Here is an 18,285-nt window from a genome sequence, read left to right as displayed (position 1 = left end):
GACCGACCTATATGAAGCCGATCTGGATAGTAGACGACGATCAATCAATTCGCTGGGTGCTCGAGAAAGCGCTGGCGCGCGAGAACTTCGCGACGCGCAGCTTCGCGAACGTGCGCGAAGCGTCGGCCGCGCTCGATCACGACAGCCCGCAGGTGCTGGTCTCCGATATCCGCATGCCCGGCGGCTCCGGGCTGGAGCTGCTGCAAACCGTACGCGACAAGGTGCCGGGCTTGCCGGTCATCATCATGACTGCGTTCTCGGATCTCGATAGCGCGGTCGCCGCATTCCAGGGCGGCGCGTTCGAGTATCTGGCGAAGCCGTTCGACGTCGACAAGGCCGTCGAGCTGATTCGCCGCGCGGTCGACGAAAGCATGCGCGGCGAGCAGACGTGGGACGACCGCGTCGCCGAAGCGCCCGAGATGCTCGGCCAGGCGCCAGCGATGCAGGACATGTTTCGCGCGATCGGCCGCCTGTCGCATTCGGCGGCCACCGTGCTCATTACCGGCGAATCAGGCACCGGGAAGGAACTGGTCGCGCGCGCGCTGCACCGACATAGCCCACGCGCGAACGGCCCCTTCATCGCGTTGAACACGGCCGCGATTCCGAAGGATTTGCTGGAGTCCGAACTGTTCGGTCATGAGCGCGGGGCGTTCACCGGCGCGCAGGCGATGCGCCAGGGACGCTTCGAGCAGGCCGAGAACGGCACGCTGTTTCTCGACGAAATCGGCGACATGCCGTTCGATCTGCAGACGCGTTTGTTGCGCGTGCTGTCGGACGGGCAGTTCTATCGCGTAGGCGGCCACAATCCGTTGCGCGCGAATGTGCGGGTGATCGCGGCGACGCACCAGAATCTCGAATCGCGCGTGCGGCAAGGACTGTTTCGCGAGGACCTGTATCACCGTCTGAACGTGATCCGTCTGCGCTTGCCCGCGTTGCGCGAGCGCAACGAGGATATCCCGCTGCTGACGCGGCATTTCCTGCAAAAGAGTGCGCGCGATCTCGGCGTCGAACCGAAGCGCGTGTCCGAGGAGGCGCTCGCGTATCTCGCGTCGCTGCCGTTTCCAGGCAACGTGCGGCAACTCGAGAACCTCGCGAACTGGCTCACGGTGATGGCGCCCGCGCAGACGATCGAAACCAAGGATCTGCCGCCCGATCTCGGTCCCGCGCACGGCGCCGGGAGCGAGCTTGGTGCGGGCGCCGCTGCCGGAGCGACGACGGATGGCACCGTGGTGACCAATGCGGGAATCGCGGGCGGCGTGCCGCTCGCTGGCACGAACGGCGGCGCGCTCGTGCATCCGGGTGGGGCGGCCGGCGCGTCGGTCGCCACCGCGCTGAGCGCATGGGAAGGCGGCTTGCGCACCGAAGTCGCGCGCATGCTGCGCGAAAACGCGGCCGACGTGATGGACGAACTCGCGCGCCGCTTCGAAGCGGCCGTGATCCGCGAGGCGCTCGACTTCACGCGCGGCCGCAAGGTCGAGGCGGCCGAGCGGCTCGGCATCGGGCGCAATACGATTACGCGCAAGATTCAGGAGCTCAATCTGGAGCCTTGACACGCTCGTTCTGAGCGATGCTGCATGGCAGGCGGGGGCGGCTCAGGCCGCCTTCGTCGTTGTTGCATCGCGCCCCGCGGCAAACCGTCAACCACCGCGCACGAGGCATAATCAACGCTGTTCCGATCCAACAGCCGACGATGCCAGCTTCTTCAGCTTCTCCCGCCCCGTTCGAGTGGCCGCTTTCCCCCGATCCTTTCCTGTCGCTCGAAGAGCTGTACGACGCTGACGCACTCGCATGGGTCGACGCGCAGAATGCGCGCACCCGCGTGGCGTGGTGCAGTGGCGAGTCGTTCGACGCGCTCAGACGGCGGCTCGCCGATGCCTATCTGCCGCGCGAGCGTCCGGTGATTCCGGATCGCTGGAAGGACTGGGCCTACGATTTGTGGCAGGACGAGCGCAATCCGCGCGGTATCTGGCGACGCACTGCGTGGGCCGCATGGCGCAACGGCGCACCGGTGTGGCAGAACCTGCTCGACTTCGACGCGCTCGGCGCGGCCGACGGCACGCCGTGGGTGTGCGTCGATCTCGACATCCTTTATCCGGACGGCGACCGCGCGCTGATCACGATGTCGCCGGGCGGTTCGGATGCGCTCGTCGTGCGCGAGTTCGATCTCGACGCGCGGCGTTTCGTCGACGATGGCTTCGCGATTGCGAAGGCGGGCAAGCACACGGTGTCGTGGATCGATCGCGATACGCTGTACGTCGGCTGGGACAATGGGCGCAAGACGCTGACGCGCTCCGGTTATCCGCGCGACGTGCGGCGCTGGACCCGCGGTACGGCGCTCGCCGACGCACCCGTCGTGTTTCGCGGCGAGTTTGGCGACATCGGCGTGGAGGCGCATTACGATCCGGTCGATCGCCGGCATACGGTGACGAGCAGCGTCGACTTTTTCGATTCGCACACGTATTACCTCGACGACGCTAGCGACGCCTGGCATCGTTACGAAGTGCCGTCGCACGTCGCGGTGGGGGCGTGGCAGGGCTGGCTGTTGCTCGAGCCGCGGCTCGATTGGGAGTGCGAGTGGGACGGCAATCTCGCGCGCTATCCGGGCGGCGCGCTGCTCGCGATTCGCGAGGACGCGTTTTTGCGCGGCGAGCGCGACGTGACGCCGCTCTTCACGCCGACGCCGCTGACCTCGGCCTGCGAGTGGTCGCATACGCGCCATCATCTGATCGTGTCGTATCTCGACGACGTGCGCGGCAAAACGCTGATCTGGACGCCGTCGCAGCGCGAGGACGGCACCTGGCAGTGGCGTGAGCGCGTGTTCGCGTCGCGCGGCGATGCGCAGGTCGACGTGTCGCCGGTCGAGTCGACATTGAACGACGAAGTGTTCGTCGACACCGACGATTATCTGCAACCGCCCGCCTACTGGCTCTCCGATCTCGCGCTCGAGGAGCCCGGCGAATGGGAGTTGCTCGACCGTTGGCCGACGCAGTTCGACGCGACGCGCGTTGCAATGACGCGCGGACATGCGGTATCGGCCGATGGCACGCGCGTACCCTACACGGTGATTGGGCCGAAGCAAGCGCCGTTATCGCCGGGCGATGAAAGCCCGACGCGCCCCTGTCTGCTGAGCGGCTACGGCGGCTTCGCGATTCCGCTGCTGCCGAGCTATCTGACGGGGCAGGGCATCGGCTGGCTCGAACGCGGCGGCGTGTACGTGGTCGCGCATATTCGCGGCGGCGGCGAGTTCGGCACGCGCTGGCACACGGCGGCGCAAGGCGAGCATCGCCAGCGCGCGTTCGATGATTTCATCGCGGTCGCCGAGGCGCTGATCGCGACCGGCGTGACGAGCGCCGCACAGCTCGGCATTCAGGGCGGCAGCAACGGCGGTTTGCTCGTGGCCGCCTGCATGGTGCAGCGGCCGCAGCTATTCGGCGCGGTCGTCTGCGAGGTGCCGTTGCTCGATATGAGCCGCTATCACCTGCTGCATGCGGGCGCCTCGTGGATCGACGAGTACGGCGACCCCGACGAACCCGATGAAGCGCGTGCGCTCGCCGCGTATTCGCCGTATCACAACCTCGCGGCGGGTGTCGCGTATCCGCCGGTGCTATTCACGACGTCGACCGCCGACGATCGCGTGCATCCCGGCCATGCGCGCAAAATGGCCGCGCGCATGCAGGCGCTGGGCGCGCAGCACGTGTGGTATCGGGAGAATACGGAAGGCGGCCACGGCGGCTCCGATGAGTTGGAGCAGGCCGAGCATGATGCGATGGTGTTCGGGTTCTTGTGGGGTGTGCTGGGCGGCGCTTGAAGCAATAGGGACGCGAGGCAGCGCTGCCTCGTTTCGTCGCTGTATGCCGGATCAGCCCAGCTGCGCGAACACTGGCGCGTGATCCGACGGCTGCTCCCACTTGCGCGGCACCTTGTCGATGTCGCACGCCGAGCAGATGTCGGCCAATGCCTTCGACAGCAGGATGTGATCGATGCGCAGTCCCGCGTTGCGACGGAACGCCATCATCCGGTAGTCCCACCACGAATAGATTTTTTCCTGCTGCTCGAACTGGCGGAACGCGTCGAGCAGACCGAGGCCGATCAGCCGCACGAACGCCGCGCGTTCCTCGGGCGACACCAGATTCTGACCTTCCCATGCCTTCGGATCGTGCACGTCGCGATCGTCGGGCGCGATGTTGTAGTCGCCGAGCAAGGCGAGCTTCGGATGCAGCGTCATCTCGGTTGCGAGCCAGTCGTGCAGCGCGTCGAGCCAGCGCAGCTTGTACGCGAACTTGTCGGTGCCGGGCGCCTGGCCGTTGGGGAAATACGCGGAGATGATGCGCACGCCGTCGATGGTTGCCGCGATCACGCGCTGCTGCGGGTCCTCGAAACCGGGGATGTTGCGCACGATGCTGCTTTCGTCGACGTTCAAACCTTCGCGCACCAGAATGCCGACACCGTTATAGGTTTTCTGACCCGCGTACCAGCTTCGATAGCCGACCGCCTCGAGTTCGGCGCGCGGAAATTTTTCGTCGGGAAGCTTCAGTTCCTGCAGGCACAGCACGTCGGTGCCGCTGCTCGCGAGCCAGTCGATGACGTGTTGCTGGCGGACTTTGAGGGAATTGACGTTCCAGGTGGCGATTTTCATCAGTTGCACAACTTGTTGATTTTCAATAAATATTTGACTTGATGTGGTCGTGATATACGTATCGATATACCATTTCGCGAGTGGTGTTCCGCGAGTGGTGTTCCGTTACTCAGGAGTCACACGCCATGCCAGTCCGGCCTCGCAGCCTATATGATACGGCCTGTCACGCCGGGGGCGCGGATTCGAGTCCCGTCCACTCCGCCGGACAAAGCCCGTTCATGGGAACTTGAACGGGCTTTGCTTTTGGCCCATCACCAGGCCATCAGCTCGGGCCGGTCGAGCGTGGGCTTTCGCCGCTGTCCCGGTTGTTGAACTCCCGCCCATGAAACAGGCGCTATTCGGTAGGAACGGGAACCCGGATGCACGCAACCCGCCGTGCATCACCTTGCTGGGAAACCGCTTGCGGTTGCGCATCGCCGCATGCGTCGATCGCGGCGGGGCAGCGCGTGCGGAAGGCGCATCCCGACGGCGGTTGCAAGGGCGACGGAATCTCGCCTTGAAGCAGCAGATGCCGTCGCGCGCGCTCGACGGTCGGGTCGGGAACCGGTACGGCCGACAGCAATGCACGGGTATAGGGATGCGCAGGTGCCGCGTACAGCGCGCGTTTTTCGCCGAACTCTATCACGCGCCCCATATACATCACCATCACGCGATGGCTGATTGCTTTCACCACGGCCAGATCGTGTGCGACGAACAGCAGCGACAACGACAGTTCGCGTTGCAAGTCGCGCAATAGATTAACGATTTGCGCTTGAATCGACACGTCGAGCGCGGACACCGGTTCATCGCAGATCACGAGTTGCGGCTCGCTGATCAATGCCCGTGCAATTCCGACGCGCTGACATTGCCCGCCCGAAAACTCATGCGGATAGCGCCGCAGATGCTGCGCATTCAGGCCGACGCGTTCGAGGATGCTCAGCACGCGAGCGCGCACATCGGCGCGCGCGACATCGGGCCGATGCGTGATCAACGGCTCCGCGACGATCTGCTCGATCGTCATGCGCGGATCGAGCGACGCGAGCGGGTCCTGAAAGATCATCTGCACGTCGCGCCGCAAGATGCCGAGATCGCGCTTCGCGCCTTGCACGGTTTCGACGCCATGAAGCTTGACGCTGCCGCCCGACGCAGGCGCAAGACCGACGATCGCGCGCGCGAGCGTGGACTTGCCGCAGCCGGATTCACCCACCAGCCCGACGGTTTCGCCGCGCCGTACATCGAACGACACGCCGTCGACAGCGCGCAGCGTGGCCTTGCCAGACCACGGTAATTTGCCGCGCGGCACGCTGAAATGCACCTTCAGTTCGTTCACCGACAGCAGCGGTTCGGTACTGTTGCAAGCGGAATGCTGGTTCATCGAACGGCCTCCAGAATGGCTGAAACCGGACGGTGGCACGCGCGCAATGCACCCGCCAGATCGCTACGCGCATCGAGCGACGGCACTGTGGTGCGGCAAGTATCGTCTGCAAACGAACAACGCGGTGCGAACGCGCAACCCGCGCCGATTTGCCCCGGCAAAGGCGGATTGCCCGGAATGGTTTGCAACGGGCGGTCGTCGTCGTCGGTGATGCGCGGCAGCGCGTTCAGCAGGCCGATCGTGTACGGATGGGTCGGCGCCGCGAACAGCGCGCGCGCGTCTGCCTGCTCGACCGTACGCCCTGCATACATCACCATCACGGTATCGCACAAACCGGCGACCACGCCCATGTCGTGCGTGATGAGGACGATTGCCGTGCCGCGCTCGCGATTCAGTTCGCGCAGCAATTCGATGATTTGCGCCTGAACGGTGACGTCGAGCGCGGTAGTCGGTTCGTCGGCAATCAAAATGTCCGGTTCGGACAGCAACGCCATCGCAATCATCACGCGCTGCCGCATACCACCGGAAAACTCATGCGGATACATGCCGATGCGGCGTGCGGCATCGGGAATCCGCACCGTGTCGAGCACCTCGATGGCACGCCGACGCGCTTCGCGACGCGACAGCTTCTTGTGCAATTGCAGCGATTCCGTCATCTGCCGTTCAATGGTCAAAAACGGATTGAGCGCCGTCATCGGGTCCTGAAACACCATGCCGATCCGGTTGCCGCGAATCCTGTTCAGCGCTGCGTTGTTCATCCTCAGCAGATCGCCGCCGTCTTCGCCACGATACAGTGCGGTGCCCGACACGCTGCCGTTCGACGACAGCAAACCGAGCAGCGCCATCACGGTCTGACTCTTGCCCGACCCCGATTCGCCGACGATGCCCAGCGTGCTGCCCGCGTCGAGCGAAAACGACACGCGTTGGACCGCATCGACCGGCGGTCCTTCGCGGCGCGTGAAGCGCACACTCAGGTCCTTCACTTCGAGTAGCGCCATGTCAATGATCCTTGGGGTCGAGAGCGTCGCGCAAACCGTCGCCGACGAAGTTCACGCAATAAAGCGTCACGCACAGCATGACGGCAGGGCAGAGCAGCAGCCACGGCATCGATTCGAGTTTTTGGGCGCCGTCTTCGATCAGCACGCCCCAACTCGTCATCGGCTCCTGGACGCCGAGTCCGAGAAACGACAGCACCGATTCCGTCAGCACGATCGACGGCACTGTGACCGTGGCATACACCACCACCACGCCGATCAGGTTCGGTACGATATGCCGCGCGATGATGGCGCGGGTGCTGACGCCAGTCGCACGCGCCGCGTCGACGAATTCGCGCGAACGCAGCGACAGCGTCTGACCCCGCACCACGCGCGCCATATCGAGCCACGAAAACGCGCTGATGGTCAGCACGACCAGATAGAACGCGCGGCCGAACAGCGTCATCATCATGATCGCGATCAGCATGTACGGAATCGCGTACATCACGTCGACGATGCGCATCATAACGGCATCGACGCGTCCGCCCATGAAGCCGGCTGTCGCGCCCCACGCGACGCCGATCAGTCCGGACACCAGCGTGCCGAGCAACCCGACTTCGAGCGATACGCGCCCGCCCACCAGCGTGCGCGCGAGCAGGTCGCGACCGAGTTCGTCGGTACCGAACAGATGCAGGCCGAGCCAAGACGGCGGCAGACTGATCGATCCCCAGTCGCTGTCGACCGGATTGTTGGGCAGAAACAGCGGCCCCGCAAAGCATGCGACGACGATCAGCAGCAGGATCACGAGACTTGCAAATGCCGCGCGATTACGCAAAAAACGCATGCCGGCGATCGCGAACGGTCCGCGCGAAGCCTTCGTGACGATGCCGCCGGACAGACAGCCGCCTGCGGACGCCGCATCGGCCGGCGGCGCGACGAACGCACGCGCGGCCAGGTTGAATCGACGAATCTTCATGTCAGTACCGGATGCGCGGATCGAGCCATGCGTAAGCAAGATCGACCAGCAGATTGAACAGGACCGCGAATGCCGTAATCAATGCGACCAGACCGAGCACCAGCGTGTAGTCGCGATTGATCGCGCCGTTCACGACCAGTTGCCCGAGACCGGGCAGCGCGAATACGGATTCGGTGACGACCGCAGCGGTGATCGACGAAATGCACAGCGAGCCGAGTAGCGATACGACCGGCATCAGCGCCGGTTTCAGCGCATGACGCAAGACGATGGTGCGCCCGGCCAGACCTTTCGCGCGCGCGGTCCGGATGAAATTGCCGGACAGCACTTCGATCATGCTGCCGCGCATCACGCGCGCAATCGTCGATACGTTGATGATCACGAGCAGTACGATCGGCAATACGCGGTAGTGCCAGTCGCCGTCACCCCAACCGCCGGCGGGCAGCAGACCATGCTCGCCGCGCTTGATCAGGATCGCGAAGACCCACACCAGCACGGGGCCGAGGATGAATGGCGGCACCACACTGCCGAGATTGCCGAGCAACATCACGCCGTAGTCGATCACGCCATTGCGGCGCACCGCCGCAACCGTGCCGAGCGCCACACCGATCACCAGCGCGATCGGCACCGAAATGCCGCCGACGCCGAGGCTGACCGGTAGGGCTTTCCACACCAGTTCGCTGACCGACCAGTCCGTGTAACGGAACGACGCGCCGAGATCGCCGTGCAGCAGCGAGTCGATGTACAGCAAATACTGCTTCCACAGCGGCTGATCGATGTGGTATTTCGCGTCGAGATTGGCAAGCACGGCCGCCGACAGATGCTTCTCCGAATCGAACGGGCCGCCGGGCGTCAGGTGCAGCAGCAGGTAGCACGCGGTGATCACGGCGAGAATCGTCGGGATCGCCCATAACGCGCGGCGCAATGTATAAGCCAGCATGGCAAGCTCCTTGCGCTCAGTGCTTGATGATGTACATGTCCTGCGACTGCCGCTGATCGACGTAGTTGGTCGGCGAATAGCCGCCCACATACGATTTCACGAGCCGCACCGCCGAGTACTGGAACATCGGAATCAGCGGATAGTCGTTCATCGCGATGTCGTGCGCCTGCGTTAGCATCGCGGTACGCTTCGCTTCGTCCATCTGCTGGTTCGCCTGATCGATCAACGCATCGACCTTCGGATTGCAGTAGTGCTGGTCGTTCTGCACGCTGTTGCAGCGGATCAGGTCGAAGAACGACATCGCATCGTTGTAGTCGACGAACCAGCCGTCGCGCGACGCCTGCACCTTGCCGTCGTGGCGCATTTTCAGCAGCACGCGGTTCTCGACGTTTTCGAGCTTCACGTTGACGCCGAGCTTGGTGCGCCATTCCGACGTCGTGAATAGCGCGACCTTCTTGTGCAGGTCGTTGGTGTTGAATGTCAGCGTGAACGTCAACGGCTTTGCAGCGGAATAGCCCGCCTGTTTCAGCAGGTCTCGCGCGGTTTCGATGCGTTTCGCCATCGGCCACGCGGCCCAGTCGGGCTGGAATTGCGCCGCGCCTTGCGTGCCTTTTGCAATCAGGCCGTACAGCGGCAACTCGCCGCTTGCGGTCAGTTTAGACGTCAGCAGGTTGCGGTCGATCACCATGGACAGCGCCTCGCGCACGCGCTTGTCCCTGAAGGCCGGGTCGGCGTTGTTCAGCGAGTAGTAGTAGGTGGCGATAAACATCCCGGTCTTCAGTTCGGAGCCGAACTGCTTGCTGACGTGGTTATAGATGCCGGACGGAATCGAATACGTGTAATCGAACTGGCCGGCCTGATACATCCGCATTGCCGTTTCGTCGCTTTCGATCGGCAGATAGGTGACTTTCGTGATCGCGACCTGGCTCGCATCCCAGTACTTGTCGTTCTTCACCATCACGAGACGGTTGCCCGGTTGCCAGTCGCTCAACGCATACGCACCGTCGCTGACCATGTGGCCGGGACGGGTCCATTCGTCGCCGTACTTCGCGACCGTCGCGCGGTTCACCGGCGCCATCGTCGACATTGCGGTCAGTTGCGGAAAGAACGCGGTCGGGTCTTCGGTCTTGACCTCTACCGTGTACGGATCGACCGCGCGCACGCCGAGACTGGAGAGCGGCGCCTTGCCCGCCAGAATCGCCTTCGCGTTCTTCACGAACTCGACCAGGATCGTGTATTTCGAGCCGGTCTTCGGATCGACCACGCGTTCCCATGAATAGACGAAATCGGCGGCCGTGACCGGCTCGCCGTTACTCCAGCGCGCGTTGTGGCGCAGCTTGAAGATCCATGTATCGGGCGCGCTGCGGCTCCACGATTGCGCGACGCCCGGCACGACCGCACCGTCGGCGGCGATTCGCGTCAAGCCTTCGAACAGGTCGAGGCCGATGGTATTAGCGGCCCAGGATTCGATATGCGCGGGGTCGATCGATTCTGCCTCGACGGGTGTTTGCCGCGTCAGTTCCTGGGTGGCTGCGAGCGTGACGCCGGGCGGGATCGTCACGGCGTGGGCGGGAGAGAGAAGGGCGAGCGCCAACGCGGCCAACGCCGCCCGAGTGGCGTGAATCGGTTTCATTGCGTATTTCAAGTGGCATCCGAATAGCAAAAAAGCTGGCGGTGCACGAGGCACCGCCGCCAATCCTCTTCAACAACGAAGAAGAGGCAAGAGGAGACCTACGGTCCTGCGATAAAGCCCGCTGCGACGATCAGAAGCGGTAGGTCGCACCGATCTGGAAGAAGCGGCCCAGATTCGTGTACAGCGACTGGTCGTAGCCGGTGATGTCCGGCGTTGATTGCCACTCGACGTCGAACGGCGGCTCCCTGTCGAAGATGTTCTGGATGCCGCCATAGATCGTCCAGTTCTTGAAGCCGCGATACGTCATCATCAGGTTGAACTGGCTATACGACGCCACCGAACCCGTGCCACCGTCGCCGAACTCGGCTGCCACTGCGTTGGTGTACGGACCCGTGTACTGCCAGCTCAGCGTCGTGGTCATCTTGCGGTAATCCCACGTCAGGCTCGTGTTGCCCTTCCAGCGGGGATTCGACGCACCGAACGGTTGCAGCAGCGCGAGGTTGTTACCCGCAAAGTCCTGCGTTGCAGCGCCCGGGCTGTTCAGCTTGAAGTGCCACACGTACGCCCAGTCGCCCGACAGCGTGAACGTGCCGTACTTCGTGCCGACCGACTTGCGGAAGTTCATGTCGAAGCCGTCGGTATCCAGCGAGCCGAGGTTGATGAACTGTTGCGAGATGTAGCGGATCGTGCCGTCAGGATTGCGCACGACCCTCGACGGGTCGTTGGCATCCAGCACGGCATTCGGATCGTCGGTACCGATCACGCCGTCGATATGAATCTTGTAGAACGCTGCACCGATATCGGTCGACGTATCCGGCGACAGTTCGAAGCCGATGTTGTAGTTCTTCGTGTGCTCCGGTTGGAGGTTCGGATTGCCGTTGATCTGTTCCGTCGTGAAGTGCTTGGTCGGCACGCCGCTCGGGTCGTTCGGATCGACGAGGTTCTGGTGAGCCAGGTAGGTTGCCTGCGAGTTTTCGATCAGCGTCGGCGCGCGGAAACCACGGCTGTACGACGCGTACGTCGTCAGCATCTGGACCGGTTGGAAGCGCAGTGCGAAGTTCGGCGAGAACGCGCCGCCGAAGTCGCTATAGTGGTCATAGCGGCCCGCTTGCGTGAACGTCAGGTTGTGGATGATCGGAATATCGATCTGGTAATACACGGCCGCGATGTTGCGTTCGCCGTCGACGGACTGAACGTTCGCCGGCACGACGATCCCTTGCGACGAGTACGTGCGCGGGTTGATCAGCGAGCTTTCGTGACGGAATTCCGTACCGAAACCGATGCCGACCGGGCCAGCCGGCAGGTTGAACAGATTGCCGGTCGAGGTCTTCGCCGTCACGCTGTCGAGCTTCGAGATCGCCTGCTGGTAGTCGTTCTGGAACAAGCCGTTCAGACCGTTCGGCGTCGATGCCGGGTTCGCGAAGTTGTAGCCGCCGTTCGGGTCGAGGAGGTTTTCAAGCGCGGCCGTGTTGATCATGTTCGAGTACGTCGTGTCGACCGTGCTCTGCGAATGACCATAGTCCACCGACCAGTCCCAGTCGCCGGCCTTCGGCGTGGTGAACGAACCTTTCACGCCCGTCGAGGCCTTCCAGAACGTCGATACCGTGTCTGCGCGCTGCGCAATGCCCGGGAAGGTCAGGTTGATCGGCGTATCGACACCGTACGGGTTGTACGGATTCAGCGCCGACACCGTGCGGTCGAGTTGCGACACCGAGCCGGTCACTGGATTGAACACGTTCGACACGCTGCTGATGGCCGGGCTGCCGAAGTACTGGACCGTCTCGTTGCGGCTCGCCCACAGGTCGGCGTAAGCCTGTATGTCGTCGTTGATCTTGAAGGTGCCACGCACCTTCGCGTTCAGACGCGTCGTCTGTGGAATCAGCGAGTACGTGTTCGCGTTCTTGTACACGCACGATGCGCCCGCCGCGTTAGTGCTGCCCGGAGGGCATGGGCTCAACGCGGCGGTCGAGCCGTCGGGCAGTTGCCAGAATGACTGCTGATTCGGACCCAGAGGACCAGCCGACCCGCCTGGGTACTGGCTGAAGTCTTCGTTTTTGGTCATGTCGCGCTGGTCGAGCGTCGAACCGGAATCGCGATAATAGCTGGCGGCTGCCGTCACGTTGAAACGATCCGAGTTCAGGTCGCCGAAGCCGCCGAGCACGCTGAAGTTGCCCTGAGCGTTACCCGGATGCTGTGCCTTGCCGAGCTGCCCGTCGATCTGAAGACCCTGGAAGTTCTTCTTCGTGATGATGTTGACCACGCCGGCAATCGCGTCGGAACCGTATGCGGACACGGCGCCCGTCTTCACGATTTCGATGTGATCGACGATGTTCAGCGGGATCGTGTTGACGTCGAAGAACGTGTCGGTGAAGTTCACCGCCTGTGCGTAGTTCGCGACGCGTTGGCCGTCGACCAGCACCAGCGTGTACTTCTCGGACAGACCGCGCAATGCGATCCCCGAGCCGCCCGGCGCCGTGCCGTTCATCGTGGTGGAACCCCAACTGGACGCGGAGTTGGCAGACATGCCGCGCAGGAAGTCGGCCACGGTCGTGTAGCCGCTTTGCTGGATTTCCCTTGCCGTAACGGTCTGGACTTCGACGTTGCCGGTCTTGTCCGATGTGCGGATCAGCGAACCGGTGACTTCTACTTTTTCGAGCTTGCTGACGGCGGGGGGAGTCGCCGCTGGCGTGCTTGCGGCCGTCGGAACGGCCGCTGTATCAGGTTGGCTTTGTGCGTGTGCCAGCGGGACGAACGCCGCTGTCAACACCAGCTCGGCTCCGATGATTCTTTTGATGGCTGAGGCCAATCGCTTCTGTTTCACTTGCGCTCCTTCTTGTTGTTAAGGCCACTTCCGTTGAACGATCACGCAAACGCGGGCGCGAGTTGCGCGTGCGCTGCAGTGCGTTGACGTCAGCGAGTTCTTCGCTGTCCGGCGCATCCCCGCGCCGTCCCGCACATCCCGTCCAGGGTGCGTCGCCGATCGTGTCGGACGCGCGCCTTGGTCTTGAAGCGAGCGCAGCAAGAGCACGAGATATGCCATGTGTGAGGTCGCGGACCGTCGGAAAGGCCTTGAGCGGCCTCCGCAAATGCATCGAAGCGATTGATTTGCTTAGGAATTCAGAGCTACGAAAAATTGTGTCGCGCGGGTAGTGCCTGGAAATAAAGCATTCCTCGCGCGTAACAGAACGCAGGAAAGTTTCCATTAGAAAAAAATAAAGTTAGGCGGCTTATTTTAATTACGATTTGGTGCAGCTTACGCACCGTAAGAATGCTTAATTACAGAATTGGTGCATTAAATAACGAATGGTCCATTACGATTAAATTCACTAATTCGGGGCGATTAATCTACCGTTGAAATGAACAGTAATAAATGTAAGAAATGGATTCTGTAAGGTTGCTTCGCGCTACGTGTAGGCATTTATGGCTGGTAGCTGGTCTTCAATTGGTGCCTATTATCATACTAAATGGAAAGTAATATGAAAGGTAGATGTAATGAAATTGTCTATAGGTATTCTGAGATTGCACCAAAACGCTTCAAGTGCGACTTTTCGCACCATTTATGCAATATGAAATTAAAGGCTTTGGCAGAATAAGTCTTGGAAAGCGGACTTACTCCAATTACAAAAACCAATTTATTTTGCTATATGCGTGCGCGGGCGCCACGCAAGCCGCGGGCATGCGAGATCTTTGTCGCGCTCGGCAAGTCCATGAAATAAAAGGCAAAGCGTCCCGTGTAAAGGACTGGCGACGCTCGTTACGGAGAAACCAGTCGCCTGACCTGGTACGGGCTTTGCATAGGTGGCGGGCCTTTAGCCGGCGACTCACAAGGCAGCCGGCATCTCGAAACCTACCGTTATTCAACGGCCGCTTGAGCCTGTACTAACCGGAGTCCGCAGTGCTGAATACCCTCATTAACTACTCGATCCAGTCGATGGGTCTGATCCCTCTCCTCGCATTCATCTTCCTGCTCGGCATCGCGATCATCATCGAACGATTCATGTTCTTCTCGCGTGCCGTGCGTGCCGGCAAGACCCTCGAACATGACCTGAAACTCGTCGATGCAGCCAATCCCGAAGATGCCGCCAAAGTGGCCGAGCACTACAAGCAGACCGTGCAAGGCGAACTCGTGAAGTCGGCGATGAAAGTGAAGGGCAAGAGCGAAGCTGTGGTCGAACGCGAGATCGAGGAAACGATCATGTTCCAGTTGCCGCGTCTCGACCGTAACCTGTGGATTCTCGACACGGCCGTGACGCTCGGCCCGTTGCTGGGTCTGCTTGGCACGATCATCGGCATGGTCGAATCGTTCAACGTGCTCGGCACCAGCGGCACCGCGAACCCGAACGGCGTGACGGGCGGCATCGGTCACGCGCTGACGGCCACCGCATGCGGGCTGACCATCGCGATCATCTGCGTGATCTTCCTGAACTACTTCAACAAGCGTATCCGGATGACGGTCAACCAGTTCGACCTCATCAAGTCGCTGCTCGTATCGCGCTTCGCAGTCTGACGCCCGCACTCAAGGAGACGGACCATGCGAAACCATCGCAGCCATTACCTCGGCGGTGAAGAGAAAGCGCGCATCGAGATCATCCCCATGATCGACATCATGATGTTCCTGCTGGTGTTCTTCATGCTCGCGACGCTGAAGATGATCCAGGGCACAGGCATCAAGCTCGACCTGCCGCAATCGAGCACCGCCGAGCAGTTGCAGCAGACCGTCAAGCTATCGATCGGCGTGACGAAGACGGATGAAATCTATCTGGATTCGAAGCCCGTGACGCCCGACGAACTGACCGCGCGTCTGCAAGGTCTGGTTCACGACTCGAAGAAAGTAGATGTCGCGATTGCCGGCGACGAAGGCACGAGCTACAAGAATATCGTCAAGGTGATGGACCTGGTGCGCGCGGCGGGCATCAGTTCGGTTGCATTGGCCACGAACCCGACGACATGAGTTCACCGGCCATCGACATGAAAGATCCGCAAAACCGCCTGGACGGTGCACTCTGGGCATCGACGACGCCGGCGCATCACGGTCGCATGCCCATGAAGCTGGCGATCGGCGTTGCGGTGCTGGTCGAGGCGCTGGTGATTCTGGGCGTGTCGCACATGAAGTTCCAGCCGCCGCCGCCTCCGCCGCCGAAGGAGATGCGCGTGCAGATTGCGCCGCCGCCTCCGCCACCGCCGCCGCCCGAGGTCAAGAAGCTGGAGCCGCCGCCGGCGCCGCCCAAAGCGCAGCCGAAGCACGAAATACCGAAGCCGACCCCGACGCCGCCGCCGCCGCGACCGACGCCGCAGCCGGTGATCCAGCCCACGGCGAATCCGGCTCCGAACGCTCCGGCGATCGCCTCGCCGACGCCTGCGCCGGCACCCGCTCCGGCACCGGCCGCGCCGCCGGCGCCGGCGCCGCCCGCGCTGCATGGCGTGGTGGACGGCCGCGGTCATTGCCAGTCGGTGCAGCCGGTGATTCCGCGCAAGGCATTGACGGACGGTATTTCGGCGGACGTGATCGCGCATCTGACGATCGGTACGGACGGCAAGGTCAGCGACGTGAAGATCATGCGCGTCACGCCGCCGACGTCGGTGTTCAACGAAGCCGTGATTGCCGCAGGCAAGGCGTACAAGTGCGAGAAGAATGCCGAGCCGTATGTTGGCGAAGTTCAGTTCTCGTTCAAGACCACACCGTCCGACGACGAGTAACCACGACGAGTAACGACGACGAATAAGCTCAGCTTCGACGCGAACTTCCGGCCTTCGCAATTTACCCATCCGGCCTTCAACCCGGAACCGCGCGAGCGGTGGCTACCCGCCGCCGCCCGCGCGGTTTCGAAGCATCGCGCATCGGCTACGAGCCGATTGCGTCCAGACACGCATGATGACAACCGACAGGTTTCGAAGCCCGCGCGCGCACGTCGTTAAGATGCTCGCGGCGCGGGTTGCGGTGACGCTCGTCGCGGGGCTGCTGGTCGTGCCGTTGACGACCGCGCCCGTGTTCGCGAGGGCGTCGATCGCGCAGTACGACGCGCCGAAGTATCCATCCGGGTTCACGCATTTCGATTACGCGGACCCGAATGCGCCGACCGATGGCACGCTGGTTTTCCAGAACTACGACGAAGCGCAAAGCTACGATTCGCTGAATCCGTTCCTGACGCGCGGTGCGCCGGCGCCGGACATCCTGCATCTGATGTTCGATACGCTGATGCAGCGCAGCTGGGACGAACTCGCGTCGGAATACGCATTGATCGCCGACGACGTCGAGGTGGCGCCGGATGGCAAATCAGCGGTGTTTCATATCGACCCGCGAGCGCGCTTTTCGAACGGCGATCCGATTACCGCCGACGACGTCAAGTATTCGTTCGATACGCTGACCAGCCCGCAGGCATCGCCGCTGTTCAACTCGCAGTTCGCGGTGATCAGCCGCGCCACGGTGCTCGACCCTTCGCGGGTGCGCTTCGACTTCAGGCACGTGGAACGCGACGCGCCGTTGATCGCAGGCGACCTGCCGGTTTTCTCGCGCAAGTGGGCAATGCAAGCCAACGGCACGCGCATCGCATTCGATCAGTTGACCAACGTGCCGCCGGTGTCGAGCGGCCCGTATCTGATCGAGCAGCGCAAGAACGACACGCAGATCGTCTACCGTCGCAATCCGGCTTACTGGGCCGCCGATTTGCCGTCGCGGCGCGGCATGTACCATTTCGCGCGCGTCGCGTTCAAGCTCTATCACGATCATTACACGCAGCTCGAATCGCTGAAAGCGCTCGATACCGACGTGATGGTCGAATACAGTTCGATGCAATGGGCGCGCCGTTATATCGGCAAGAACTTCGATAACGGCGCGTTGCAGCGCAAACTCTTTCCGGATCACGGCGCGCAGATGCAGGGGCTGATGTTCAACACGCGCAGGCCTATGTTTTCGGATGTGCGGGTGCGGCATGCCCTTGCACTCGCGTTCGACTACGACTGGCTGAACCGGATGACCTTCTACGGCCAGTACCGGCGCACCAACAGCTACTTCGACGATAGCCCGTTCGCCGCGCAAGGCGTGCCCACCGATGCCGAACTCGAGCTGCTCGACCCGTATCGCGCGAGTTTGCCGGCGGCCGTGTTCGGTCCAATGGTCAGGCAGGCCGACACGATTGCGCCGCACACGTTGCGCGAGAACCTGCGCGAAGCGCGCGGCCTGCTCGCCGAAGCGGGTTGGACGGTGCGCGACGGCCAGTTGCGCGACGCGCACGGCGACCCGATGTCGATCGAAATCATCGACGATCAGCCTGGCATGGATCGCGTACTGCTGGCGTATATGCGCAACCTGCAACTGCTCGGCATCGATGCGCATATGCGCGAGATCGATAGTGCGTTGTATCAGAAGCGGATCGACAACTTCGAGTTCGATATGACGACGTTCATCTATCTGCGCGTGACGATTCCAGGTTCAGAACTGGAGCGTCGTTTCAGCAGCGCATCGGCATCGCAGGTCGGCTCGGAGAACTATCCGGGCGTGAGGTCGCCGGCGGTCGATGCGCTGGTGCGCGCGGTGATCCACGCGAGCACGCTGAACGAACTCGAAACCGCGACCCATGCGCTCGACCGCGTGCTGATCAACGGCTATTACCTGGTGCCCGAATATTTCGCGCCGGACACGCGGATCGCGTACAAAAGCGCCCTCGGCTACCCGTCGGTGACGCCGGTCAGTTTCCAGGGCGAGGACTGGATCGTCAGCTACTGGTATCGCAAGACGCCGTCCGCTGCGGCCAACACCGCCGCTGCGAAGTGAGGGG

Annotated in this window: 13 protein-coding genes; 6 read left to right on the top strand and 7 right to left on the bottom strand. The window is 62.4% G+C overall.

The window, feature by feature from the left end; translation table 11 throughout:
- The first annotated feature begins 11 nt into the window (after nucleotides 1-11).
- Nucleotides 12-1,550, top strand: coding sequence for a nitrogen regulation protein NR(I) (ntrC, locus tag HWY30_RS14795; protein ID WP_090800858.1), 1,539 nt, complete (start codon nucleotides 12-14; stop codon nucleotides 1,548-1,550).
- A gap of 140 nt (nucleotides 1,551-1,690) precedes the next feature.
- Entirely contained in the window at nucleotides 1,691-3,808 is a 2,118-nt protein-coding gene (locus HWY30_RS14790) for a prolyl oligopeptidase family serine peptidase (protein ID WP_090800856.1), read from the top strand.
- 51 nt (nucleotides 3,809-3,859) lie between these two features.
- Here the strand turns inward: HWY30_RS14790 and xth are convergent, their stop codons facing one another.
- The 7 genes from xth to HWY30_RS14755 all read right to left on the bottom strand — a co-directional run bounded on the left by xth (nucleotide 3,860) and on the right by HWY30_RS14755 (nucleotide 13,331).
- The gene (xth, locus tag HWY30_RS14785; protein WP_090800854.1) at nucleotides 3,860-4,636 is read right to left on the bottom strand and encodes an exodeoxyribonuclease III; all 777 of its coding nucleotides are present in this window, start codon (nucleotides 4,634-4,636) and stop codon (nucleotides 3,860-3,862) included.
- Nucleotides 4,637-4,970: 334 nt separating this feature from the next.
- Nucleotides 4,971-5,990, bottom strand: a complete 1,020-nt coding sequence (locus HWY30_RS14780) for an ABC transporter ATP-binding protein (RefSeq protein ID WP_090800851.1) — start codon at nucleotides 5,988-5,990, stop codon at nucleotides 4,971-4,973.
- The gene (locus tag HWY30_RS14775; RefSeq protein WP_090800849.1) at nucleotides 5,987-6,988 is read right to left on the bottom strand and encodes an ABC transporter ATP-binding protein; all 1,002 of its coding nucleotides are present in this window, start codon (nucleotides 6,986-6,988) and stop codon (nucleotides 5,987-5,989) included. The genes HWY30_RS14780 and HWY30_RS14775 overlap by 4 nt, the downstream gene beginning before the upstream one ends.
- A gap of 1 nt (nucleotide 6,989) precedes the next feature.
- The gene (locus HWY30_RS14770; protein ID WP_341809933.1) at nucleotides 6,990-7,940 is read right to left on the bottom strand and encodes an ABC transporter permease; all 951 of its coding nucleotides are present in this window, start codon (nucleotides 7,938-7,940) and stop codon (nucleotides 6,990-6,992) included.
- A gap of 1 nt (nucleotide 7,941) precedes the next feature.
- On the bottom strand, nucleotides 7,942-8,877 hold the full coding sequence (locus HWY30_RS14765; protein WP_018417493.1) for an ABC transporter permease subunit: 936 nt from the start codon (nucleotides 8,875-8,877) through the stop codon (nucleotides 7,942-7,944).
- 16 nt (nucleotides 8,878-8,893) lie between these two features.
- Nucleotides 8,894-10,510: a peptide ABC transporter substrate-binding protein gene (locus HWY30_RS14760; RefSeq protein ID WP_090800847.1), complete on the bottom strand. Its 1,617-nt coding sequence runs from the start codon at nucleotides 10,508-10,510 to the stop codon at nucleotides 8,894-8,896.
- Between the two features lie 130 nt (nucleotides 10,511-10,640).
- Nucleotides 10,641-13,331 (bottom strand): TonB-dependent receptor plug domain-containing protein, encoded by a 2,691-nt coding sequence (locus HWY30_RS14755; protein ID WP_090800846.1) that lies wholly within the window; start codon nucleotides 13,329-13,331, stop codon nucleotides 10,641-10,643.
- Between the two features lie 1,074 nt (nucleotides 13,332-14,405).
- Between HWY30_RS14755 and HWY30_RS14750 the strand changes: the two genes are divergently transcribed.
- The 4 genes from HWY30_RS14750 to HWY30_RS14735 all read left to right on the top strand — a co-directional run bounded on the left by HWY30_RS14750 (nucleotide 14,406) and on the right by HWY30_RS14735 (nucleotide 18,281).
- A complete protein-coding gene (locus tag HWY30_RS14750) occupies nucleotides 14,406-15,017 on the top strand; it encodes a MotA/TolQ/ExbB proton channel family protein (RefSeq protein ID WP_090800844.1) in 612 nt (203 codons plus the stop codon).
- Between the two features lie 24 nt (nucleotides 15,018-15,041).
- Nucleotides 15,042-15,461 (top strand): ExbD/TolR family protein, encoded by a 420-nt coding sequence (locus HWY30_RS14745; protein WP_090800842.1) that lies wholly within the window; start codon nucleotides 15,042-15,044, stop codon nucleotides 15,459-15,461.
- Entirely contained in the window at nucleotides 15,458-16,207 is a 750-nt protein-coding gene (locus HWY30_RS14740) for an energy transducer TonB (RefSeq protein ID WP_090800840.1), read from the top strand. Before HWY30_RS14745 ends, HWY30_RS14740 begins: the two co-directional genes overlap by 4 nt.
- Nucleotides 16,208-16,382: 175 nt before the next feature.
- On the top strand, nucleotides 16,383-18,281 hold the full coding sequence (locus HWY30_RS14735) for an extracellular solute-binding protein (protein ID WP_090805374.1): 1,899 nt from the start codon (nucleotides 16,383-16,385) through the stop codon (nucleotides 18,279-18,281).
- The last annotated feature ends 4 nt before the right edge of the window (nucleotides 18,282-18,285 follow it).

The sequence above is a fragment of the Paraburkholderia tuberum STM678 genome, assembly GCF_902833905.1.
In the GTDB taxonomy this organism is placed as follows: domain Bacteria; phylum Pseudomonadota; class Gammaproteobacteria; order Burkholderiales; family Burkholderiaceae; genus Paraburkholderia; species Paraburkholderia tuberum.
Note: the sequence above shows the minus strand (reverse complement) of the source record. Positions and strands in the feature narration are given on the sequence as shown.